Origin of the sequence: Paraburkholderia sp. FT54 (assembly GCF_031585635.1) — a bacterium.
Classification (GTDB): domain Bacteria; phylum Pseudomonadota; class Gammaproteobacteria; order Burkholderiales; family Burkholderiaceae; genus Paraburkholderia.
Window position 1 is genome coordinate 684,439 of record NZ_CP134197.1, and the last position, 23,734, is coordinate 708,172.

Sequence of the window (23,734 nt, forward strand, 5' to 3'; positions counted from 1 at the left end):
CCCGTGCGCCCTCAGGCGAGCGTCTTCAGTCGCTGTTCGATCTGGCCGAACTTCTGGTGACTCTCCTGAATGGCTCTGGCGCTATCACTCATGGTCGCCACGATGCGCTGGAACTCGCGCAGCTGCGGCGCGAAGAAGTCGAGCATTTTTTCGTTGTCGGCAAGGAGGTCGTAGATATCCTTGAAGGCGCTCTTGATGACGTCTCCAATCTCGTCCTTGATCTGCTTCAGCTCGGACTCCAACTCGTGGCTCTTGTACATCTTGACCACATCGACACCCAGCGAAATGGCCCCCCCCACAGGACCGGCCCAGGTCGCGATGGCACCGGCAAACTTCGTGGCCTGCCAGGGCTTGAACTTGATGGCAATGCCCGTGAACTGGCCCAGCAGGTCGCGTGCAGCGAAAATCGTGCCTTTGATGACACTCGGATTGATCTTCGAAATGCCCTTGAGCGCACCGCTTGCCGATTGGAGCACGCCTTCGCTCATCGCTTCAATGAAACTCTCACTCTTGTCGAGTTGGCGACTGATCTCAACCGAAATACGGTTCGTGACGGCTGAAGACTGTTCGAAAAAGCGATCGACCGCCGCCTTGATATTGAGGTTCAGCTTGTAGCCGATGCCGTCCTGCGCATAGCCAATCTCGTCTTCGAGATAGCCGCGAATGTCTTCGAGCGACAAGGGACGCAACTTGTTGAGCAACTGCTTTTCCATCGCCTGCAATTCCTTGCCAAGCTCGCCACCCAGCCGATTGACATCGACGCGGCCGCGGTTGATATCGCTCTTGATACGCTCCGACTCCTCCTGGTTCTGCTTCGCATAGATCGCGAGTTCATTGAGTTGCGCCTGAGCAGCCGCAAGCTTCTGCGCAACCACATCGCGCACGACGTCGAAGCCCGTTTTCGCGATCAATACCGCGGGCACGTTGTCCTTCAGGATGCGGCCCGTCGTCGCCTTGAGATCGTTGATGCGCGAGCGGCTTTCGTAGTGTTCCGGCTTGCCGAACCAGAATTCGAGACCGCGGCCATTCGGATTCGCGGCAACGCATACGATATTCAGCTGGGCCGACTCGTCCGGCGAAAGGCCCGCCACACGTTGCAGCTTCAGCTTGAGATTGTCCCGCTTGATCGCGGCCTGTTCCGAATAGAGCGCGTGTTCGGTCAGGTCCGTCACCTCGTCCATTTTGTTGATGACGAAGACCGTGGAAGTGAGCTTGTTGAGGTCACGCAAGACCCATTTCGCGATCTCGCCATGGCTTTCCTTGAGCGGATTCGTGGCATCGACCACGTAAAGAATCAGGTGCGCCTCCGAAATATAGCGGCGCGTCAACTCCTCATACATCACCGTCTGGCCGTCGAGCGTCTTCTCCCTGTCGCCGAAGAGTCCCGGCGTATCGACGATTTCGCATTCGCCGGGCAGCCCTTCGGGTTTGTACACGGCGAGCCGGTCGGACGATTCGTCCATGTCGATCTTCATGTCGCTCATGATGCGCCCAAGCCATGCGGCGACCACACTCGTCTTGCCGTCGGAGAACGCGCCGAGCAGCGCAATACGCAACACGTCGCTTTCGATCGAAGCCAATGCGGAACCGATCTTGTCCAGATCCTGATGCACGTCCAGCCCCAGCTCACCAAGCTCTGCGAGGAGTTCGCGCAACTGGTCCAGCTTGCCGACGGCGGCGTCCTTATCAACGCTGAATTGCTTGAATTGTTCCATAGGGCATGTGTTCGAGTTGAGTTTTGATGTTTGACATCGCGGCAATCTGCTGTTCGATGACGACGAGCGGGCGCAGGAGTGTTGCATGCAACGCCTCGATCCGCGCAAGCACGGAATCCGCCATTTCCTTGCGGATCGAACCGGTGATTTTCGCGGCTTCGACGGGCAGCTTACGCATGACCTCGCTACGCAGATCGTCGATCTTGTTCTGCACCTGCGCCTGAGCTTTGCGGATGCGCTTCTCCTTGCTGGTGAAGAACCCGACCACGCTCATGAGTGCACCGATGGCAGCGCCCGCAATCCCGCCAATCACGGTGCCGATGATCGGAAATGCTGAACCGATGGTTGCGCCCGTGACCGCATAGGAAGCGATATTCAACGCGATGCCGCCCCACTCCTTGAGGCTCAGACTCATGTCCAACTGCTCGATGCGGAATGCCGCGGCGCGGTTGCCATCGTCGAGCTTCATGTCTTGCAGGAACTGCATGCGCTGAACGTCGACAATCAATCGCTGCATGGCATCGTGTGCGCGCGCCTGGAGTTCCTCGAGCAAGGTTTGAAGATGCTTCTGGAGATCCTCGCCCACCTTGGCCTGTAGAGCCGTGGACTCGCGCTTGAGTTCCGATTCGATGACGTCGTTCTCGCCGTAGTTGTTGGCGACGATCGCGTCGGCACGCTCGCTGAGCGCGTTGAAGAAGTCGGACCAACGGTTGGAGAATCCGCTGGCTAGAAGGCGCTCGAACGTGCTCAACGAAGTCTCGACCAGATCGCGGCAGTCCTTGAAACTCCCTGAGACATCGTTCACGAAGCGCTGATGATCCGCGAGTGCGATTTTCAGCTCCGCAATGTTCGCGGCCAACAATTGGCGCACTTTCACCTTGTTGCTTTCGATAATGTCTTCGCGGAAAGTGGGCAGCTTCGCGTCAACCAGCTGCGCGATAGCACCAAGCTGGCTGAACTCGAACATCGCCTTGTAGGAGGCGAAGTACTTGCGGTAATTGCGTTGCTGGATGACGAGATCCCTGTCCCGCGACGGGTGGATGGTCGTCCTGCTGCTCGCGCTGTTCACCGCGAGCGAAGCAAAACCGATCAGTCCTTGCACACAGTTGCCGGGCAGCAGCACGCCTTCCGGCAGCACGGCATCAAGCACGCCGACGGTCTGCTTGAGCGCGTCGAGCGCGCCACCGTGCGATTCCAGCGACTCGCGATCACTGTCGAACTCGTAGGCATCGGCATTGCCGCGCACGTTCACGAGCGGATAGACTCGCGTGCCCCAGCGCAGATACGAGCGGATCTTCTCGGCGGTGGCTTTCTCGGGCTTCTTATTGGTGCCGTTGACATAGACGACGAGATGCGCCTTCGCGACGGCCTGCTCCACCATCTTCGCGTAGCGGTTCTCGTCGCCTTCGATGCCGGGCACATCGAGCAGTTGAAAGGTCTTGCCTTTGTGATTCAGCTGATAGACCGTATTGCCCTTGGTGAAGTCCGCCTCGCCGGTGCCGATGATCCGGCCGTCCGCGCGCGGCGCCGCCAGCCGGCGCTCTTCTAGCGCGACCGCCGCCTGATGGAGCGCTGGGAGTAACGCATTGACCAGACCGTCTAGCGCCTCCGTGGCAGCCCGAACGCGGGACAATGGCGCGCGCGTAGCCTTCGCGGGCGTAGGCGGACCCGCGGGCGCGGTGCGGGTCGGCTCTTCGCAGAGCGCCTCGGTTTCTGCGCTCACCGTGCTCATAGCAGGCCTCGCAGCACAAGCGTGAGCGGCACCGCGAGCGCGCAACCCGCCACGACGCCGCCAAGCACACCCAGCCAGACCTTGCGGCGCACACGCGCCGACGATTCCGCCTTCACCACGCCCGCGAGCGCTGCCGCGCCTTGCCTGATGTCGGCAATTTCGGCCGCATAGTCATTGCAGACACGGCTTATGCCTTGCCGCACCTGCTCGACATGGTCCTTGAGCGCCTGTTCGAAACGCTCGACGTCGTGGGCCTGTTCGCGCAACATTTGCTCGCGCGATTCTTCCTTGAAAAGAATGCGCAGCGACTCGATGATGGTGCTTTTACCGGCATTCGTCTCGCCAAAGAAGGCGAGCGTGAATTTGTCCCATTCAGCAGATTGCTGGAGATTGGCGAGCTGCTGGTCGAAGCGCGATTGAATCGTGCGCAGCCGTTGCAGCATGTTGCCAATTTCCTGCTTGCCTTGTTCGTGCTCGACATTCAGTTCGGCAATATCGGCGATGGCGCCAGCGATGTTTGCAGAGATGTCCGTGTACAGCCGATCGAAATCCTGTTCAGGATGCATGGTAGGTGACAAGGTGATTGATGATGAAAACGGGAGCGACGCCGTCGGAATCCGCTCGCCTTATCGCGAGATGACGCCCTTCAGCTTGCGCGACAACTGTTCGAACAGCGTCGCTTCACGCCGCCGTAATTCCCGCGCGCCACAGCGCGGGCAATGTGATTTCATGTCCAGACCGGGGATCAGGACATCGCTGCGAGGCGCGAACGTATGCGACCATGCGCACTTGACGCATTCGAGCGTGAAAGGAGAAGGTGTAATCGGCATATTTATTGTTCGAATCAGGTGCGCGGTAATCCGGCCGCTTCCAGCCAATGTGGAAATCATTATTACGGCTGTAAGTTTCATTTCTTTAGGCAAACAGGCGCCCCTCGCCTGCAATGCCGGCCCGCTCACCTATGCTCCAGCCTATTCTCGATTGCCAGCAGCGTGGCCCGCGCTCCCCGGGGGGCTCATTCGATTGTCGGCTCGAGTCTCACGCGTCGAGTCCTTTCTGCGCAACGCGGAGCGGCGTCCCTGTGGTCGCAAGAGCCACGCTCATCCCATGTGCGCTAGCACGATCAACGTGACCGTGACGACAATCGCCCCGCCGATGCGGGTGGCGATCTGCGCAAACGGCATTAGCTGCATGCGGTTGGCGGCGGTGAGGATGGCAACGTCGCCGGTCCCGCCCTGCCCACTGTGACAGGCGTTCACGACCGCCGTGTCGATAGGGTACATCTTCAACATGCGCCCGAGCACAAAGCCGCTGCCCATTAGCGTCGCCACCGTTGCGACGATGGTGACGATGTTGGCTAGCGTGAACGCCGCCATCAGTTTGTCCCACGGCGTCATCGCCACACCGATCGCGAACAGTAGCGGATAGGTCACGGCCGTCGAGAAGAACTTGTAGACGACAAAGGCACCTTCCTGCAACGGCGGCGACACCGCCCGGGCGAGCTTGACCAGCACCGCCAGAAACAGCATGGCCACCGGCGCCGGCAGTCCGAACATATTGCGGCACATCAGTCCGAGCAGGTACAGCGTAATGGCGGTGATTCCCGCCGCGGCGATATGGGAGACGTCGACATGTCCGCGAATTTCCTCCTGCACCGGATCCATTTCGTCTTCCTCTCCGACTTGCAGACGGCCCTGACCCGTGAGATGCGGAAGGCGTTTTCCCAGCATGTCGAGCGCGCCTGCAAAGATGATCGCGGTGAGACTGCCGAGCATCACGGGCGGCAGCACCTGGGCGAACAGGTCGCCCTGCGGCAGGTGAAGTATCTCCGAATAGCCGACCGACAAAGGTATCGCGCCTTCGCCGATGCCGCCCGCCATGATCGGCACCACCACATAGAAGAACGTATGGCGCGCACCGAGGCCGAACGCCGTGCCGACCAGCGTCCCGACAATACCCGCCGCGACCGAGCCGAGGGCGAGCGGAACGAAGATCTTGATGAAGCCCCTGATCAGCACGCGGCGGTCCATGCTCAGGATACTGCCTACGATAATCGAGGCGATGAACAGGTAGAGGAAGTTGGTCGACTTCGTGAAGTCTGTCGTGAGCGTGAGGATCGGCTTGGGCAGCAAATGATAGTAGGTCAGCGCCGAGGGGATGAAGGTCGCGAAGATTGCGGCAGCTCCGATGTTTCGGACAATCGGCAGACGCTTGCCGATTTCCGCGCAGGTGAAACCAAAAAAAGCCAGCACGGCGATGGCCATCGAGATCTCACCCGGCACCTTTCCGGTGATCGCGAAACCCGCGATCAGCGCAAGCAGAATGACGTAGACCGGCAACGGAATGATACCGATCCGGTATTCCATCAGTTTCCACCAGCCCTCAGGCCAGAAGCGCGGCTTGATTTGGGGCTGCTGCGCCGGCGCCGGGTGCGATGTGTGTGGAGTGATTTGCACGAAGAGTCTCCTCGCGGTTGAAGAGCTGTGCTGCATTGCAATAGAGCGGTCGAATGCGGACCGGTCTTTGTCTAGTCAGTGAATTGTGGCACCAGACAGGCGGATACGGCGTTTTAATTCTATTCGCTGAAATTTTATGACGAATATATCTCGCCAGAAGTATCCTCTGCACTGCCACCGATCATGACTGGTTCCGCTATATGTTTCAGGTGGAATCTACTTTACGCGGCCGTTCGAGGCTGCGCTTCCGACTATTGTTATCTTCGCCCGGCATCTCTTGATATCCAAAAAAATTTCCAGGAACAATGCCGTTCAAATCGTCCGTTTCGAAGACGTGGTTTATCGCCGGCCGCTCATACGGTAACTCGTCCGTCGTGACCGCCCTCCGGAAAATAAGCACGCTGATTGTCGGCAAGGCGCTCGATCCGCTCGCCCCCCGCACGCGCCAGGTCATCGCGATCACGCCGCTGTTCGCGTTGATCGGCCTCGGCGCCGATGGACTGTCGTCAGCCTGCTATGGTCCCGAAGAGGCGTTTCTCGCACTCGGACAGCACACGCCACTCGCTCTGTTTCTCGCATCGGCGACGGCAGCCACCGTCTTCATCATCTCGTTCGGCTACAGCCAGATCATCGAACTGTTCCCCGCCGGTGGCGGTGGTTATCGCGTCGCGACCGAACTGCTCGGCCCGCGCTGTGGCGTCGTGTCGGGTGCGGCGCTGCTGGTCGACTATGTGCTGACCGTCGCGACGTCCATCGCGAGCGGCGTCGAAGCCTTGTTCAGCCTGTTGCCGGCGACCGCGCAGGCGTTCAAGCTCGTCACGGAGCTAGGCCTGATCGTGTTGATGAGTTGCCTTAACTTGCGCGGCATGAAGCAATCGATCCTTGTGCTGCTGCCGGTTTTCCTTGGCTTCGTCGTGCTTCATGCGGCGCTGATCGTCTATGGCGTGGCAGTCCACGGCGCTCAACTGGCGGCGATTGCGCCGGCCGCCGTGGGCGAGGCGCGCGGCATGTCGCATCTATTCGGCCCGCTCGTGGTCGCGGCGTTGCTGATGCGTGCGTTCTCGCTGGGAGGCGGCACCTATACCGGCCTTGAAGCTGTGTCGAACAACGTCGGCATGATCGTCGAGCCGCGCGTGCGCAATGGCAAGTGGACCATGTTCTGCATGGCGGCGTCGCTCGCATTCACGGCGGGAGGCATCATCATGCTTTACATGCTTTGGCACGCCAGGCCGGTCGAGGGCAAAACGCTCAACGCCGTGGTATTCGGCAGCGTGATCGATCATCTCGGGATGGGGTCATCGCTTGCACGCCATGCACTGCTGGCTGCAGTGCTTGCGTTAGAGGCAGGGCTTCTGCTCGTCGGCGCGCAAGCGGGATTCCTCGACGGGCCAACGGTCCTGTCGAACATGGCAGCGGACTCTTGGATGCCGCGTTGTTTCCGCCACCTGTCGACGCGGCTGGTACGACGCAACGGCGTTGTCGTCATCGGCGTTGCGAATCTCGCGATCCTGTTATGGACGCACGGCGATGTGACCACGCTCGTGGTGCTGTACAGCATTAACGTCTTCCTGACGTTCAGCCTGTCGTTCCTCGGCCTGTGCATCTACCGGTGGAGTCGCCGCGACCACAGAGGCTGGTTACGGCCTTTTGCGCTGGCGGTGCTCGGTTTAACGACGACGGCCACAGTGCTAGCCGTGACGCTTGTCGAAAAGTTCACGGCAGGCGGCTGGCTGACCGTGCTGGTGACAGGCCTGGTTATCGCGTTGTGTTTTCTCGTCAGGCGACACTACAGGGAAATCTCCACGCGACTGGAGAACGAAGACGCATTGTTTGCCGGCGCTGCGCCCAAGGTCGATGACAACACAGCAACCAGACCGGACCCGTCCCGGTCAACCGCGATCGTGCTTGTCGACCGGCATCGCGGTACGAGCATGCATGCGTTGCTTTGCGTTGCGCGCATGTTTCCGGGGAGGTTCGAAAACATGATCGTCCTGACAGTCGGCGAAGTGGACGCGCAATGCTGGGAGGACGCGAAGTGTATCGAGCATTTGCGCCAGGAGATGACGTCATCGCTTGCGTACTATATTGCCCAGAGCCGCTATCAGGGGTTTGCAGCCGATTTCCGGATCGCGTTTGTCACGCGTTCGATGAACGGACTGATGCGGCTTACCGAGGCCACCATGGAAGAGTTCCCGAACAGTGTGTGTTTCGCCAGCGAGCTCGCCTTCAGGCGGGTCAACCTGTTGTCGGTATGGCTGCACAATCGAACGCCAGCTGAAATCCAGAAGCGCCTGCGATCGCTAGGCAGGCGGATGGTGCTTCTGCCGATGAAGATCGGTTGACGGGGGCGTTGACCCGCGTTCTGACTGGATTCACACGAGACGCTTGATATACGCGATCAAATGTCACGCGTACGCGGGATGACAACTGCCTGGCCGTGCAATTTGCCTTGCGCGTCGAGAAGTTGCCACAGCGTTGCTTCCTCGATCATGAAGCGCCGGCCTGACTTGGTGACGCGCACGCCCTGGTAGCCCGCCTCATAGCCGAGCCGCTGTACGCGCGCGAGGAACTGCTGTCGCTCCTCGCGATTCGGGGCTTCAGCCGAGAGCCGGGATGGCAGCCGGATGATTTCATCCCAGCTATATTCAAAGCGGCGCTGCGCGGCCTTATTGCCATAAATAAAGAGCGGGTCGGGATCGGTGTTGTGTGCAAGTACTGCGAACGGTGCGCGTTCGTAGAGCCATTCGGTAGCTTCGACCACGGGCATGGCTTGCGGCACCAGGGGGAGATCAAGCACCCGGGCGTAACTATCGCTAAGGAGCTGGTAGAAAGCTGGATTGCGATGGAGTGGGATCATCTAAGGCATCTCTACGGAAATCGTGGGCTCTGTCCCAAGGAGAAGGCGTTCACGATACAGCATCTTCAGGCGAAGTTTCTTGCGTCCGGCCCGCGCGTCCATGGCGTGTCATCCCCTTGCTAACTCGCGAGCATAGTCGACGCGCTGGACAAGGGCTATTACATAAACCTGTGTCATGGTGTCTGCTGTTGTTCGATCAAGCCACTGCCGGCTTGCGAGCCAGGTCGACGAAGGCCTTGAGGTAGTCAATTTCGGTGTCGGTTTCGCGGGCGCCCAGGAAAATCTGTTTGGCGATGCCCTTTCGCCCCAGGCGTACCGGGACAACGTTCATCTTGTCCCCATACTCTTCCACCAGCCAGCGAGGCAGCGCCGAGACGCCCCTGCCGCTTTCCACCATCTGCAGCATGATATCGGTGGTCTCGATGACCTTGTGGCGCCGGGGCGTGACACCGGCGGGCATCAGAAACTGATTGTAGATGTCGAGCCTGTCGGTCTCGACCGGATAAGTAATCAACACCTCCCGCGTCAACTGGTCCGGCTTGACATACTCAGCGTTGGCAAGCGGGTGCTCGCCGTTGACCACCAGTACCTGCTCGTAGTCGAACACGGGTTCGAAGCGCAGACCGGGCTTATAGAGTGGATCAGGCGTGACAAGCAAGTCGATCTCATAGCCGAACAACGCGCCAATGCCTCCAAACTGGAATTTCTGCTTGACGTCGACATCGACGTCGGGCCAACGCGCGAGATAGGGCGACACCACCTTGAGCAGCCACTGGTAGCACGGATGACATTCCATACCGATGCGAAGCGAGCCACGCTCGCCCTGCGCATACTGGCCAAGGCGTTCTTCGGCGAGCGCCAGTTGCGGCAGCACGCGGTTTGCAACGGCAAGCAGGTACTGACCGGCCTGGGTCAATCGCAGGCTTCGCCCCTCGCGCAACCAGATGTCGGCACCCAGTTGCTGCTCCAGTTTCTTCATGGAATGGCTGAGCGCGGATTGCGTCACGCACAGAATTTCCGCGGCAGCGGTGAGCGAGCCGTGCTTGTCCACAGCCTGCACGATGGCCAGATGAGTTCTCTCAAGCATGATGTCACATGAACAAAACTAATGATTCGTTGAATTAACACCATTTTACTTCATAAATAGCCTTCGCTACGATCCATGAATCCGCAACCTGACCGAATCAAGGCGACACGATGGCAACGACACACAATCTGGGCTTCCCCCGCATCGGCGCGAAGCGCGAACTGAAATTCGCACTGGAGTCCTACTGGAAAGGCGAGTCCTCGCTCGATGAGCTGAAGGCGTTGGGCGCCCAGCTGCGCCAGCATCACTGGACGCACCAGGCAGACCTCGGTTTCGCAGCCGTAGGCGATTTCGCTTTCTACGACCAGGTGCTGGACATGAGCTTCACCTTGGGCAACCTGCCGGAGCGCGTGCAGGGTTTTCACGGCGACCCGCTCGACAACTACTTCCGCGTCGCTCGCGGTCGCTCGGCCAGGGGCGCCGAAGACCATGGCGCGTGCTGCGGCGGTGTGGCCGCCGGTGAGATGACCAAATGGTTCGACACCAACTATCACTACATCGTCCCCGAATTCAGCACCAGCACCGAATTCAAGCTGGATCCGTCGCGCCTGCTGGAACAACTGGCCGAGGCCAAGGCACAAGGCATCAAGGCCAAGCCGGTGATCGTCGGCCCGCTGACTTATCTGGCGCTCGGCAAAGCCAAGGACGACTCCGACAAGCTGGCCCTGCTGCCGCGCCTGCTGCCGGTCTACGCGGAGCTGCTGGCTACGCTCGCGGCGCAAGGCGTCGAATGGATTCAGATCGACGAGCCGATCCTCGTCACCGAACTATCCGCGCAATGGCAACAGGCGTGCGTCACCGCCTATCAGTCGCTTGCGAACAGCAAGGTGAAGCTGTTGCTGGCCACCTACTTCGGCCGGTTGCTCGACAATCTGCCGCTGGTTTGCAAACTGCCGGTGCAGGGCCTGCATCTGGATGCCATCAATGCCCGCGCCGAAGTCGATGCGGTGATCGCTCAATTGCCCCAGGACCGTGTGCTGTCGCTCGGCGTGATCAACGGCCGCAATATCTGGAAGACCGACCTGGCGAGCGTGCTCGACTGGCTCGAGCCGGTCGCGAAGCAACTAGGCGAGCGTCTGTGGATTGCACCGTCCTGCTCGCTTCTGCATGTGCCGGTCGACCTCGGCAGCGAGCAGAAGCTGGATGCGGAAGTCCGTTCGTGGCTCGCCTTCGCACTGCAGAAACTGGGTGAACTGAAGCTGCTGGCCACCGCGTTGAACGAGGGCCGTGACGCCGTCAAGGCTGAGCTGGCCGCCAATGCGGCCGACATCGCCGCTCGCCGTGCTTCGCCGCGCGTGAACAACCCGGCAGTCAAGGCCGCTCTCGCGAAGATCGATCCGGCATTGGGTCAGCGCAAGCACGCTTATTCGGCGCGCGCCGACAAGCAGGCCGAGTTGTTGAAGCTGCCGCCCTACCCGACCACGACCATCGGCTCCTTCCCGCAGACCGGCGAGATCCGCCAGGCGCGCAGCCAGTTCAAGAACGGCGCACTGGACGAAGCTGGTTACAGGAGCGCGATGCGCGCCGAGATCGAACGCAGCGTGCGCGAGCAGGAAGCGCTGGGGCTGGACGTGCTCGTGCACGGCGAAGCCGAGCGCAACGACATGGTCGAATACTTCGGCGAACAACTCGACGGCTATGCGTTCAGCCAGTTTGGCTGGGTGCAGTCGTATGGCTCGCGTTGCGTGAAGCCGCCTATCCTGTTCGGCGACATCAGTCGGCCGAAGGCCATGACCGTCGAATGGATCACATACGCCCAGTCGCTCACCAGCAAGCCCATGAAAGGCATGCTCACCGGCCCGGTTACGATTCTGAACTGGTCCTTCGTGCGCGACGACCAGCCGCGTTCGGTCTCGTGCCACCAGCTTGCACTGGCGATCCGCGAAGAAGTGCTCGACCTCGAAAAAGCCGGCGTGCGCGTGATCCAGATCGACGAGGCCGCATTGCGCGAAGGCCTGCCGCTGCGCAAGTCGCAGTGGAAGGATTACCTCGACTGGGCCGTGGAGTCTTTCCGCATCGCGGCGAACGGCGTGGAAGACGAGACGCAGATCCACACGCATATGTGCTACTCGGAGTTCAACGACATCATCGCGTCGATCGCCGACATGGACGCCGACGTCATCACCATCGAGACCTCGCGCTCGGATATGGAGTTGCTGGATGCCTTCGACAACTTCAACTATCCGAACGAAATCGGACCGGGTGTGTACGACATCCACTCGCCGAACATTCCGACTCAGGAGCACATCGTGCCACTGATGAAAAAGGCTGCCGGGCGCATCCCCGCGCAGCGCCTGTGGGTGAATCCGGATTGCGGTCTGAAGACGCGTCAGTGGGAAGAGGTGATTCCGGCGCTGACCAACATGGTGGCGGCTGCGAAAAAGCTGCGCGCTTCTGCGTAAGCCACTCGCGCGGTCTTGCACGGCGCGTTTGCCTGGCGCGCCGGTTCAAACCTTAGTCGTTCGAAGCACCGGGCGTTTGCATGAACAAAAGCATGTGTAGAAGCGCGGGACGCAGCATGTCAAAGTGCGATCGATGATTGCCCTCGCATCGCATCGCAGATCGAAGAGAACGGGCACGTCCGCATCGGCGCTCCGAATACCAACGGAGGCGCGACCGCGCTTGCTCTCGTCAATGGCTGCCAATTCTGCGCCTGATTTCTGCCGCTCGATGCAGCTATCGGCACAAAGCGGGGCGGCTATCATGCCGGACCTGGCTGGCCAAATCCCCGCTGATCGGGTGTGAAAATAGTAACGGGGGGCGGCCGGAAGTCGGCGGCACGTCCCGCCGACGCCGCATACCCTGTTGCGAATTCCGTGGCCGAACCCGGCCTCGCGAACAGAAAGCCTTGCGCCAGCGTGACGCCGATCTCCTTCAGAATGCCTTGCTGTGCCCGATCCTCCACGCCCTCGGCAATCACCAATGCCCCGACTTGCGCCGCGAGGAACGTGATGGCCTCCACCAGCGCGTAATCGTCGCCGTCTACGTTCTGGACGAATTGCCGGTCGATCTTGATGTAGTCGAAGTGAAATCGCTGCAGCAGGACAAGGTTGCTGTTCTCCGTGCCGAAATCATCGACGGCAAACTTGACACCTTGGCGCCGCAGTGCGGCGAGGCTGTCTTTCACGCCGTCAATGCCCGCAAGCAGGCCGCGTTCGGTGATTTCGAGGACAACCCGCAGTCTGGTCCGACTGGCAGCGAGGATGTCGTTCAGATCGCCGGGAAAGCCGCTCAGGCCTGCATGGAACGCGGCGAGATTGACGGTGAGGCTGAACCCGTCTGGAAGATCCATGGCACCCAGTTCCATGAGCGCCTGCCGGAGGACGAATTGCGTCAGGTCCGCGATCAACGGGCTGCGTTCCACTTCGCCGATGAAATGGCCCGGCATCACCAGGCCCCAGCGAGGGTGCTGCCAGCGCACCAGCGCCTCGGCACCGACCCACTGCCCGGTCGCCATGTCGACGATAGGCTGATAGAAGACAACGAATTCACCGCGTGCGAGACCTCGACGGACCTGACGGATCAGACGCCGCCGTGGCGTGTTGCGCATCAGATAACCGGCGGCGATCGCCCAACCGAGCAACAGTCCGATCAGCAGAGCGACGCCTTCAACACCGATCAGGTCTTGCAGCCGCCATGCGGGGCTGTCCTTTACCGACAAGGAGAAAATCGCATGGGGAGCGACGTAACTCGCCCAGTCTTTGCCAGGCGAGAAAGACGTCACAAAACGCCCATCGCTGGTGAGCGCGCTGCCATCGGAGCCGGTGACAGCCGCGGGGAGCGCGTTAGCCGCCTGTACGCTCGCAAGGACGTCTTCGACGTAAGCGCCTGGAACGACGAGGCCGATACCGCTCTGTCTGGACAGGCGCTCGTATACCACCATCGCCCGCCACTGCGGACGAAGCGGCGTACCGCCATGCATCACGATTCGGGTCGCGGCGCCCGGGGACATCAGGTACGCCTGCAACGGGATGTCGCGATCCCCCAATAAGGTCGAGCAGTAGATGCGACCGCCCTTGACGAAAAACGCACTGCGAACATACTGGGCAAGTCTGTCGTCCACGGTCAGGCTGGCATCGATGCTCGCGCAGCGCTGCCCCGCGAACCGTGCGAGGTGGTGTCCGTCGGTCTCAACCGCAGCGATGATGTTCCCCACCGACAGCCCGATGTTTTTCGCGAGGTCCACTTCGCGCTGCCGCGTCTGCCTGATGGCGACGTGATAGCCAACCGCGAGCGACGCCGTCAGGACCGCGCAGAAGATGCCGGCGGCCGACAACCGCACTCTCCACGACTGGGTGACCATATCATTGGTACGGGGAAATATGGTGGTAGCGAGTCTGGTGATCACGGTCGTGGCGAACATCCAAAGGTGGTCGAAATTCGATTGGCCGCTTCGCGAACGCGTATGCGAAGCGGCGTCGCATCATGAGGCAGCCTGATCTGCAAAACCGATTTCAGAGGGGCAGGTCCGGTTCCTCCCTTGCTGTTTGGCGGTATAGAGCGCCCGGTCTGCTGCCGCGACGAGGCCGCTCCCGTCGCCGCCATCGCCCGGTCGTTGCGCGGCCACGCCAGCACTGATCGTCACGATGCGGGTACGGGAAGCCGGATGTGGAAGCCGCAGGTTTTCGACAGTTGCCCGGATGCGCTCGGCAACCCTCAGCGCGCCCTGCTGATCGGCGTCTCGCAAGATCAACGCGAACTCTTCGCCGCCATACCGCGCCACCACGTCTGTCGGGTGCCTGGCCGCAGAGGCAATCGCTTGTGCGATCGTACGCAAGCACTCGTCGCCACCCGGGTGCCCGTAGTGGTCGTTATAGTCCTTGAATGCGTCGATATCGATCATGATCACGGCCATATGGCTCGGGCTGACGGCCCGTGCTTCCTTTCGCCATTGGCGTTCGAGTTCATGATCAAAATGTCGCCGGTTGAACACGCCGGTCAAGCCGTCGCGGAAAACGAGCGCCTGCAGCTCCCTTCGTTCAACTGCGAGGCGTTGCTCCACGACTTTGCTTTCCGTAATGTCGCGAACTGTAGCCATAAGTGCCTCAGGCTTGCCGGAGAACGGGTCGATGATCAGCCGCAGACTCGTTTTCATCCACAGGACCTGATCGTCCGGTCGCCGAAAGCGACTGTCCTGGGAGGCCTCTGTCACCCCTCCTGTCAGGCTCGCAATGGCCGTGGCCAGTGCAGCATGGTCGTCCAGCAGGACGAGTTCCGGGTAGTACACGCCGAGGAGGTCGCGAGGGGCATAGCCCAGCACCGGGGTAACCCTTGGCGAAACGTAGGTAAGCCTGCCGTCGAGCCGCATGCTCACGACAATGTCAGTAGCGTTTTCCGCAAGTACCTGGTATCGTCGCTCGCCGTCGCGTAGCCGGGCGATGAGGCGATTGCGCTGTGCCTGAGAAGCGCTGATGGGCAACGCTATAGCCAGCGCCGCCATGTAATAAAGCTGCAGGCCGAAGATGCGCCCCTGTGTGCTCCCGAAAGGCTCGATCCAGAATGGGCCCAGGCCGTGCATCGTGAACCACATCGCAATCGCCAGGCACAGCAGGAGACCAAGCAGCACGGCAGCAAGTTCTGCCTGAAATGCCAGTAACGCGATTGGTGGAAGGGCCCAGTAGAGCAGGTGAAACTGGTTCTGCCCGAATACCCCCGTCGTGACGACGCAAACCAGCAGCAACAGAACGCCGTTCTTCCCGCGCTGGTCCGTGCGTGAGAGCTTTGCAAGCTCGCCGCTCCAGAAGGCCACGGCGGTCGGCGTGAAGATCGCGCAACCCAGAGCATGCGAGACGAACCAGGTGGTCGTGGTCGGTAACCGGGAGCCAGCATCCTGCTCACCCAACAAAGTCACCGCAACGAGCCCGGACGCGATGGTTGAAAACAGTACGCAGCCGACCAGAAACCTCATGAGCGGCTTCGGGCGGATCAGTTCGGCAGCCGTTGAGATATGCGGAGCGAACCCCGCTGCACTCACGACGCCGACAAAGTCGGCGAACGAATAGGATAGCGACACCCCCAGACTGCTGCCGACAAAAAGCCTGGTCGCGAAATTGCCGAGTACCCCAGCGGCGAGCACTCCGTATCGTTGCTGGGGCCGCGCAACCATCATCTGTGCAAGCAGGACAGCTTCGACCAGCCAGATCGGCGAGATTTCGTCGTCCATGGTCTTGAGTGCCAGGCTGACCATGCATGCGAGCGACGTCGCCACCGAGGCTAGCAGCATTGACCGGAGATTGTGGATCCACCGAGGCGATGCGACGTTCATGGACGCGTTTCCGGGGATTTCTTTGTATGAATTGAAATGCATGTCTCGACCCTCAACCTCCGTCCTCCGCACCCCATTGAGGGATCGGCGAAATGCGCTCTCGTTGTAGCGACCTCAGGCAATGGCTCAGTACCTATCGCCCGTTTTCATACACGCTGGTATTGCATCGGCAATCCGATGAGCCCTGTTCGCCGAAGTTTTGTACGTTGAGCGCCAAACCTTCAGTGCCGAGCCGGGCTCACGGCTCTGCCGGTCAATCACCTGTGAGACGGACGCGCTCTAAAAGCTATCCCATTCGCCAGCCTGGGTGGATTGGGTCACCCGAATGGCCGGCGGTGCGGAGTGTTTCGGGGCTGGCGTGGCGGGCGCACTCGCGCGCACCGGCGCCCCTGGGTACGTCCGCGCGACAGCACGCCCGGCTCCGGCGTCGCGTGAGCCGTTGAGCCTGAACATCGACACGGACGCTTTCAGATCGGTCGCCTGCGACTCGAGCGAGCTGGCGGCGGCCGCCGCCTGTTCGACCAGCGCCGCGTTCTGCTGCGTGACTTCGTCCATCTGCGTGACGGCCTGGTTGACCTGGCCGATGCCCTTACTCTGTTCCTGCGATGCGGCGGTGATTTCACCCATGATGTCGGTCACACGCCTGATCTCGTGAGTGATCTCGCGCATCTTCGCGCCCGCTTCCCTCACATGGCCGGCGCCCGCCTGCACGCGCTCGACCGATTCGTGGATCAGCTCCTTGATTTCCTTCGACGCCGCCGACGAGCGCTGCGCCAGCGAACGCACTTCCGAGGCCACCACCGCAAAGCCCCGTCCCTGTTCACCCGCTCGTGCGGCTTCGACCGCCGCATTCAGTGCAAGGATATTGGTCTGGAAGGCGATGCTCTCGATGATGCCGACAATGTTAGCAATCCTGTCCGAGCTGGCGTTGATGCCTTCCATGGTTTCGACCACGCGCGACACCACGGTGCCGCCCTGCTCAGCCACCGAAGCGGCCTGCGCGGCGAGCTGGTTGGCCTGACTGGCGTTGTCAGCATTCTGGGTGACGGTCGAGGTCAGCTGCTCCATGCTGGCCGCTGTTTCCTCGAGCGAGGCGGCCTGCTCTTCGGTGCGCTGCGACAGGTCCTGGTTGCCTGCTGCAATCTGGTGTGTGGCGGTGGCAATCGAGTCGGCCGATGTCTTGATCGTGCCGATCGTGTGCGTGAGTTGCTCCTGCATGCGCTTCATCGAGAAGAGCAGGCTCGAGCGGTCATCCGGTGCCGTCTTCACAACGGCGGTCAGGTCGTTGTTGGCGATCTTGTTGGCGATCTCGGCGGCATAGGACGGCTCGCCACCCAGTGAGCGGAGGATGCCGCGGTTGAGCAATACCACGACAGCCGACAATGCCCCGGCCAGTACCACCAGAATTCCGAGGCTCTGATACAGCGACGAGCGGAACGCCGCATCGAGGTCGTCGATATAGAGCCCCGTGGTGAGAATCCAGTCCCACGGCTGATAGGTCAGGTTGTAGGCAATTTTCGGGAAAGCTTCGGTGCCTCCTGGCTTCGCAACGCTATATGCGGTAAAGCCACGGCCGTCGCGCTTGACGAGAGCGACCATCTCCCTGAAGACGTACACACCGTTCGGATCCTTGTAGTCGCTGACGTCCTTGCCATTCAGCTCTGCGTTCGTCGGGTGCATCAACACCTTTGGCTGAAAACTGACGATCTGAAAATAACCGTCCTGGCCATAACGCATGTTCCGGACGCTGTCGATTGCCCGCTTCTGGGCTTCCGTCACGGGCATGGAGCCGGCGGCCGCCTGATCGCCAAAGGTCTTGACCACACTCAGGGCGATCTCCGCCGCGTGTTTCAGGTCCGCTTTGCGCTCATCCAAACGCATTTCCCGAGTCTGGTATGCGTTATAGACCGATATTCCAGTGAGACATAGCAGGCTCAGAACCAGCGGCAGCCAGAGCTTCTGGACGAAAGACAATTTCATTTCTAATTCCGTACGTTGAACATGTCACGAGCAGGCCGATTGTCAAAACTCAGAATTCAATCTTCAAACTGATATCGGCTAGTGTTCGCTCCACTTGAGCGGACGGCAAAGTAAGCGGCTATTTGTCGCAGCGTGGCTAGGAACATCGGCACAAGAGACGCCTGACCGAGTACGCGCGTCGCCACGAGTTAGCAAGTGCGCATCGGAATGAACGTGGATTTACCGACGGGTTGCCGAGGTTGATTTCGACGTGATGGAAAAACAGATCGGACCGTAGGGACGCAAACTCGAAAGTTACGAAAGCCGCTTTGTCATTCAAGACACTGAAGTGGAACTCTGACCGGCCGCAACGGGTCCGACTTGTGCTGTGTCCAGGTCGATCTACGGCGAGCCGTTTTCAATTGACTCCTTGCCCGGCAATTTCAGCATCCGGCCCCGCCTTTCGTGTCATCGGTAACGATGGTACAAACGTTAGATGGCAACGGTCTCGACCGCTGCCGACAAACTCCGACGTCTTTATTACATTTCACCTCAAAGTACTTTTCGCGTGATTACGATCCGAATGCCATCTTCTATCGTTTCCATTACAAGGAATGGAGCGCTCGCCGCGTCGCTGTGGAGTATGTTGGCCATAACGAACTGCGCGAATGCCGTCGATAACGTGATCGTGCTCGATTCTGCTGGAGCGCAATTGACGCTGATCGACGAAGCCACGCACAAAGTTGTCGGTACAGAGCCGACCGGCAAGGAACCACACCATCTGATGATCACGCCCGACGGCCACTCCCTGATCGTTGCGGATTCGGTGTCGAACAACCTGATGTTTGTCGACCCGCACACCGGTGCGGTGCAGCGGACTGTGGAGGACATCGAAGACCCATATCAACTGGGCTTCTCTCCCGATCACAAGTGGTTCGTCACGGCCGCGTTGCGCATGGACCGCGTCGACATCTACCGCTATGACGGCGCAAATATGGCGCTGGCCAAGCACATCGAACTGGCGAAGACTCCTAGCCACATGACGTTCGCCTCCGACAACCGCACCGTGTTCGTCACGCTGCAGGATTCCGGCGAACTCGCGGCGATCGATCTGCCGACCCAGAAAGTGCTTTGGAAGATGCACGTGGGCAATGAGCCCGCAGGTCTGTGGATGACACCGGGCGACCGCTACCTGCTGGTCGGTATGACCGGCGAAGACGACGTCACGGTGGTGGACTTGCACAAGCAGCAGATCGTCAAGAAGATCCACACGGGCCGCGGCGCCCACAATTTCCGCAACCTCGACGACGGCAAGCATGTGGTGGTGTCCAATCGCGTCGATAGCACGATCAGCGTTATCGACTACACCACGCTCACCAATGCCGGCGATATCACCGGACTGATGGCCGGGCCGGATGACATGGAACTAACTCCCGACAAGCGCTATCTATGGGTGGGATTCCGTTTCGCGAAGCATGTGGGCATCATCGATATGACCACGCGCAAGCTGGTCGAAACTATTGCGGTTGGCCGTTCGCCGCACGGCATCTACTTCTACAACCGGGCACCGGTGGTATCGCCCAATCCAGACTAGGCTGGGCAAGTCGTCACAAACTTGCCGTTACATGAGCACTGCCGGAATTTGCTAAAGCACGAGGATTCTGATGTTTCATGAAATCGCCGCCCAACTCGACAATATGGTGTCCGCGCTGCAGACGCTGTTATATGTCGACGTCGTGCAGCCGTTTTTCTATCGCTTCGGCTTGATGGGTTACGACGAAGACACCTATGACGCCCTGTACTGGGTGATAGTCGGTGCGCTGGAAATCGTCGTGATGTATCTCACGTTACGACCGCTCGAAGCACTGCGCCCCATCGAGCAGTGGCAGGATCGCAAGGCACTGCGCGCGGACGTGATCTATACGTGGATCGCCAAGCTCGGCATTATTAACATTGCGTTCTTTTTCATGTTGCAGCCGCTATTCGATCACTGGCAGAGCCTGATAGCGATCTACCACATACCGAACATCGATATCGACGGCCTCTGGCCAGGCGTGACGGATCAGCCAGTCGTGTCGTTCCTGATTTACCTGATCGTGCTCGATTTCGCCGGCTACTGGTACCACCGGTGGCAGCATCGTTTCGGCGTGTGGTGGGAACTGCATGCGGTGCATCACAGCCAGCAGCAGATGTCGCTGTGGACCGATGACCGCAACCACTTTCTCGACGACATCATTCAGGCGGCGTTCTTCGCGGCGATCTCGCTGTTTATCGGCGTGCAGCCGAACCAGTTCGTGGTGCTGGTCGCGGTCAGCAACTTCATGCAGAGCATCCAGCACGTCAATGCAAGCCTGCCGTATGGCTGGCTGCTCGAGCGCATCATCGTCAGCCCGATCTTTCACCGCCGTCACCACGCGGTGGGCTACGGTCATGAAGGCACGGCCTACGGCTGCAATTTCGGCGTGTTGTTTCCATGGTGGGACATGATGTTCCGCACCGTTTCATGGAACCCCGCCGTCGAGGTGACCGGCATCCGTGACCAGCTACCGGTGCCGCATGGCTCGGGCCGTTCGTATGGCGACGGATTGATCGCGCAGCAATGGCTCACGTTTGGCCGAATTGTGAAGCGTCTGCGCGGGCAAAGGAATTACGCGGATCGTGCTGTGCAGTGAGTGCAGCTGACCCTGTGCACCTGTTGCTGCGGTCGCACAGAGCCATCCCGCATGTTTGCGACGGGCTTAAAAGAAACCCGACAGCGCCGTCCAGCCAGCCCTGGGCGGCGCGCCAGGCGTTACTCGCGTTTTGTAACGGCTAGGTCAAGCCCAATAGTCCGTACCGTTGCCCCTTTGGCGACGATTCGTTCTCCCACTCTTTTGGCTCGACGTGCCCGTATAACCGATCCGGACTCAGCCGCGCTTTTTCGACGGTTGCGATGCAAGAGTGTCTGTGAGCACCGCTTCGATCGTCGTCGCGGCAAGCGTTTTTCGAACGCCATCGTCGATCGAATCATAGACGTGGCTCAGTGTCGACCCGATGCCTCGACCGATGGGGCACACCTGACTGGGTTTTGAAGGGTGCAGCGCGAAGCGCGCACCCTCTTCAAGTGCATTGAAGACGTCGAGCAAACTGATTGCATCCGCACTCCTGCTCAGACGCCATCCCGCATTCACGCCGCGATAACTCTCGACGAGCCCCCCTTTCGCGAGCAACCCAAGCGTACGACGAATCACCACCGGGTTCGTGTTGACGCTGATAGCGATCCGATCGGACGTGACCGGATCAGGACTGCGCCGTGCGACGAGCGCCATCCACGCCAGGATGTGGGTCGCCACGGTCAAGCGGCTATTGGCGCTCATAGAAAACCTGCTTTAGTCAGTTTAGTTGTAACTATATTCGTTACAACATGGGTAGTCAATCCTGACCTGTTTGATGGATCCAGTGACATGGCGCATTCCCCGCCTTAAGAGACGGACGATTTCAGGCTGCACGCGCCGGCTTATTGGTGTGCCGGATCAACCCTGCTCGCGCCATTCGTGTCTCATCGAAGGCGCCCGTTCATGACAGAAGACTTGTGCTGATGGCCTGGATGGTTTATGTTGTAACAACTATTGTTACATCGAATGTGTCGTGACGATAAACGTATGGCGTGCAACGTCCCCCAGTCAATGGAAACTGAGCAGCCGTCCTTGCTACCTCTAACACCGAAATGAGAAGCCCGCAGATGTCCACACTCTTCGATCCAATCCAGATTGGCGCGCTGAAGTTGTCGAACCGCATTGTCATGGCACCGCTCACGCGCATGCGCGCGTTCGCCGAGCGCAGTCCAGGCGTCCTCAACGCGCGGCACTACGCGCTACGTGCGAGCGCGGGACTCGTCATTACCGAAGCCACTTCCGTCACACCTCAGGGCGTTGGCTATCCCAACACACCGGGCATCTGGACCGAGAAGCAGATTGCCGGCTGGAAAGAGGTGACTTCAGCGGTACACGATGCGGGTGGCCTGATCGTTTCCCAGCTGTGGCACGTCGGGCGAGTTTCCGACCCGGTCTACCACGACGGCCAGCTTCCGGTCGCCCCCAGTGCCATCGCGCCGGACGGCCATGTCACCCGCGTGCGGCCTCAGCGCCCATACACCGTGCCGCGCGCGCTGGAGACCGAAGAAATTCCCGCTATCGTCGAGGATTTCCGGGTGGGCGCCGCAAACGCAAAACGCGCTGGTTTTGATGGCGTCGAGCTTCACGCGGCAAATGGTTACCTGTTCGATCAGTTTCTGCACAACGGATCGAACCTGCGGAGCGACCGTTACGGCGGATCGATCGAGAACCGCGCGCGCTTCCTGCTGGAGGCAATCGATGCATTGCTCACCCTTTGGCCCGCGGACCGCATCGGCGTGCATTTGAACCTGATGTCGAGTTCATACTCGATGCGCGACTCGAATCCGCGCGCGCTGTTCAGTTATGTCGCCGAGCAACTCAACGCGCGCAACATCGCTTTTATTTTCGCGCGCGAGGCGTTGGATCGCGGCGACGATCGCATCGGCCGCGACGTGCGGCGTATCTTCAAAGGGGCCTACATCCTCAATGAAGGGCTAACGAGGGAGAGTGCGGAGCTGGCCATCGAACGTGGCGATGCAGACGCGGCGGCGTTTGGGCGTCCTTTTATCGCCAACCCTGATCTGGTGGAGCGCTTTCGACGCGGTGCGCCGCTCAATGCGGTCAATCCGGAAACCATCTACGCGGACGACGAAAGCGGCTACAACGACTACCCACTGCTCGACGAAGCTGTGTGAAGCAGACGCGCGCATGCAGTCGCTAAAGTTGTATCGAATGCCGCAGCCATTCTTTCACCGCCTCTTTCGAACAGCGATGGCTACGCCAGCCGATATGCGCGTCAGGCCGCACTCCCCACACCGTGCCGCCCGGGGCGCGAAACGCGGTGGTGAATTCGTTTGCCGCATCCGTTAGCACAGTAATCTGCTCATTGGAAGGCACTTCGCATCCCGGTGCCGCGATCAACACCGCGGACGCCAGGCCGTGAAGCAAGGCATCGAGCGCAGCGCAGCCCTCGACGAACGCATCGTATTGCGCGCCGGGTGCCTCGATATAGCCGAGCAAAACATGCCGGCCCCGGCCGACACATTCATGCAGGCGCCGCGCATGCCCGACGAACGCCTGCTGGAGGTTCCCCAGTTCGGGAACGCGGTCGCCGGGCGCGGGTGACGTCACGTCCATGTCGCGACACTCGTCGGCGACGATGCGGCTGCCTCGATAGGTGACGAGCAACTGGGTTTCGCGCATGGCCGGCGTCGCCGCCTCACGAGCGAACACCGCATTCAGCGCCGCGCTCTTCGACCGGACGACGTCGACTCCGACGGGCTGCCGTTCTTCCGAATAGCTCTCGAGCAATGCAGGCTGTGCGAGCCCCTTGGCCGCGAGCGATAGCTTCCACGCCAGATTGTGCGCATCCTGCAATCCCGTATTCATGCCCTGACCGCCTACCGGAGGATGGATATGCGCGGCGTCGCCTGCAATGAACACGCTGCCTTTGGCATAAGCAGGCACGATGCGATGGCTGACACGGTAGACCGATGACCAGCGCATTGACGACAGCTGCGTGCCATCCGGCAAGGCCGGCAGGAGCAGCGCGCGCATGGCATCGAAGTC

The 23,734-nt window shown here is 60.3% G+C and carries 17 protein-coding genes; 5 read left to right on the forward strand and 12 right to left on the reverse strand.

Going from position 1 to position 23,734, the window contains the following annotated elements:
* Nucleotides 1–11: 11 nt before the first annotated feature.
* The 5 genes from RI103_RS35930 to RI103_RS35950 form a co-directional block, all read right to left on the reverse strand.
* A complete protein-coding gene (locus RI103_RS35930) occupies nucleotides 12–1,715 on the reverse strand; it encodes a LeoA/HP0731 family dynamin-like GTPase (RefSeq protein WP_310818808.1) in 1,704 nt (567 codons plus the stop codon).
* Nucleotides 1,687–3,447 (reverse strand): hypothetical protein, encoded by a 1,761-nt coding sequence (locus tag RI103_RS35935; RefSeq protein WP_310818809.1) that lies wholly within the window; start codon nucleotides 3,445–3,447, stop codon nucleotides 1,687–1,689. The genes RI103_RS35930 and RI103_RS35935 overlap by 29 nt, the downstream gene beginning before the upstream one ends.
* Nucleotides 3,444–4,013 carry a hypothetical protein gene (locus RI103_RS35940; protein ID WP_310818810.1) on the reverse strand — a complete coding sequence of 190 codons (570 nt, stop codon included), beginning with the start codon at nucleotides 4,011–4,013 and terminating at the stop codon, nucleotides 3,444–3,446. The genes RI103_RS35935 and RI103_RS35940 overlap by 4 nt, the downstream gene beginning before the upstream one ends.
* A 60-nt stretch (nucleotides 4,014–4,073) precedes the next feature.
* On the reverse strand, nucleotides 4,074–4,406 hold the full coding sequence (locus RI103_RS35945; RefSeq protein WP_310818811.1) for a hypothetical protein: 333 nt from the start codon (nucleotides 4,404–4,406) through the stop codon (nucleotides 4,074–4,076).
* 141 nt (nucleotides 4,407–4,547) lie between these two features.
* The gene (locus tag RI103_RS35950) at nucleotides 4,548–5,903 is read right to left on the reverse strand and encodes a 2-hydroxycarboxylate transporter family protein (protein ID WP_409077047.1); all 1,356 of its coding nucleotides are present in this window, start codon (nucleotides 5,901–5,903) and stop codon (nucleotides 4,548–4,550) included.
* A 374-nt stretch (nucleotides 5,904–6,277) separates the two neighbouring features.
* Here RI103_RS35950 and RI103_RS35955 point away from each other — a divergent pair, with 374 nt between their 5' ends.
* Nucleotides 6,278–8,245 carry an APC family permease gene (locus RI103_RS35955; RefSeq protein WP_310819391.1) on the forward strand — a complete coding sequence of 656 codons (1,968 nt, stop codon included), beginning with the start codon at nucleotides 6,278–6,280 and terminating at the stop codon, nucleotides 8,243–8,245.
* Between the two features lie 56 nt (nucleotides 8,246–8,301).
* On the opposite strand, the gene RI103_RS35960 is transcribed toward RI103_RS35955, so the two are convergent.
* Together RI103_RS35960 and RI103_RS35965 are read right to left on the reverse strand one after the other, a co-directional pair.
* A complete protein-coding gene (locus RI103_RS35960; RefSeq protein WP_310818812.1) occupies nucleotides 8,302–8,760 on the reverse strand; it encodes an MEKHLA domain-containing protein in 459 nt (152 codons plus the stop codon).
* A 196-nt stretch (nucleotides 8,761–8,956) separates the two neighbouring features.
* Complete coding sequence (locus tag RI103_RS35965; protein WP_310818813.1) at nucleotides 8,957–9,847, reverse strand: LysR family transcriptional regulator; 891 nt, start codon at nucleotides 9,845–9,847, stop codon at nucleotides 8,957–8,959.
* Between the two features lie 110 nt (nucleotides 9,848–9,957).
* On the opposite strand from RI103_RS35965, the gene metE reads away from it, so the two are divergent.
* Nucleotides 9,958–12,249, forward strand: coding sequence for a 5-methyltetrahydropteroyltriglutamate--homocysteine S-methyltransferase (gene metE / locus RI103_RS35970; RefSeq protein ID WP_310818814.1), 2,292 nt, complete (start codon nucleotides 9,958–9,960; stop codon nucleotides 12,247–12,249).
* A 299-nt stretch (nucleotides 12,250–12,548) separates the two neighbouring features.
* Here the strand turns inward: metE and RI103_RS35975 are convergent, their stop codons facing one another.
* From RI103_RS35975 to RI103_RS35985, 3 genes are all read right to left on the reverse strand, one after another.
* Nucleotides 12,549–14,210 carry an EAL domain-containing protein gene (locus RI103_RS35975; protein ID WP_310818815.1) on the reverse strand — a complete coding sequence of 554 codons (1,662 nt, stop codon included), beginning with the start codon at nucleotides 14,208–14,210 and terminating at the stop codon, nucleotides 12,549–12,551.
* Nucleotides 14,211–14,270: 60 nt separating this feature from the next.
* A complete protein-coding gene (locus RI103_RS35980; protein ID WP_310818816.1) occupies nucleotides 14,271–16,112 on the reverse strand; it encodes a diguanylate cyclase domain-containing protein in 1,842 nt (613 codons plus the stop codon).
* 279 nt (nucleotides 16,113–16,391) lie between these two features.
* Complete coding sequence (locus RI103_RS35985; RefSeq protein WP_310818817.1) at nucleotides 16,392–18,092, reverse strand: methyl-accepting chemotaxis protein; 1,701 nt, start codon at nucleotides 18,090–18,092, stop codon at nucleotides 16,392–16,394.
* Nucleotides 18,093–18,654: 562 nt separating this feature from the next.
* Here RI103_RS35985 and RI103_RS35990 point away from each other — a divergent pair.
* Both RI103_RS35990 and RI103_RS35995 read left to right on the forward strand, forming a co-directional pair.
* Nucleotides 18,655–19,665, forward strand: a complete 1,011-nt coding sequence (locus RI103_RS35990) for a beta-propeller fold lactonase family protein (protein WP_409077048.1) — start codon at nucleotides 18,655–18,657, stop codon at nucleotides 19,663–19,665.
* Between the two features lie 70 nt (nucleotides 19,666–19,735).
* Nucleotides 19,736–20,743, forward strand: a complete 1,008-nt coding sequence (locus RI103_RS35995; RefSeq protein ID WP_310818819.1) for a sterol desaturase family protein — start codon at nucleotides 19,736–19,738, stop codon at nucleotides 20,741–20,743.
* A gap of 234 nt (nucleotides 20,744–20,977) precedes the next feature.
* Here RI103_RS35995 and RI103_RS36000 read toward each other — a convergent pair whose 3' ends face one another.
* The gene (locus RI103_RS36000) at nucleotides 20,978–21,427 is read right to left on the reverse strand and encodes an Rrf2 family transcriptional regulator (RefSeq protein WP_310818820.1); all 450 of its coding nucleotides are present in this window, start codon (nucleotides 21,425–21,427) and stop codon (nucleotides 20,978–20,980) included.
* A gap of 365 nt (nucleotides 21,428–21,792) precedes the next feature.
* Here RI103_RS36000 and RI103_RS36005 point away from each other — a divergent pair, with 365 nt between their 5' ends.
* Entirely contained in the window at nucleotides 21,793–22,860 is a 1,068-nt protein-coding gene (locus tag RI103_RS36005) for an alkene reductase (protein WP_310818821.1), read from the forward strand.
* A gap of 22 nt (nucleotides 22,861–22,882) precedes the next feature.
* Here RI103_RS36005 and RI103_RS36010 read toward each other — a convergent pair whose 3' ends face one another.
* Nucleotides 22,883–23,722 (reverse strand): FAD-dependent monooxygenase, encoded by an 840-nt coding sequence (locus RI103_RS36010; protein WP_310818822.1) that lies wholly within the window; start codon nucleotides 23,720–23,722, stop codon nucleotides 22,883–22,885.
* Nucleotides 23,723–23,734 lie beyond the last annotated feature (12 nt).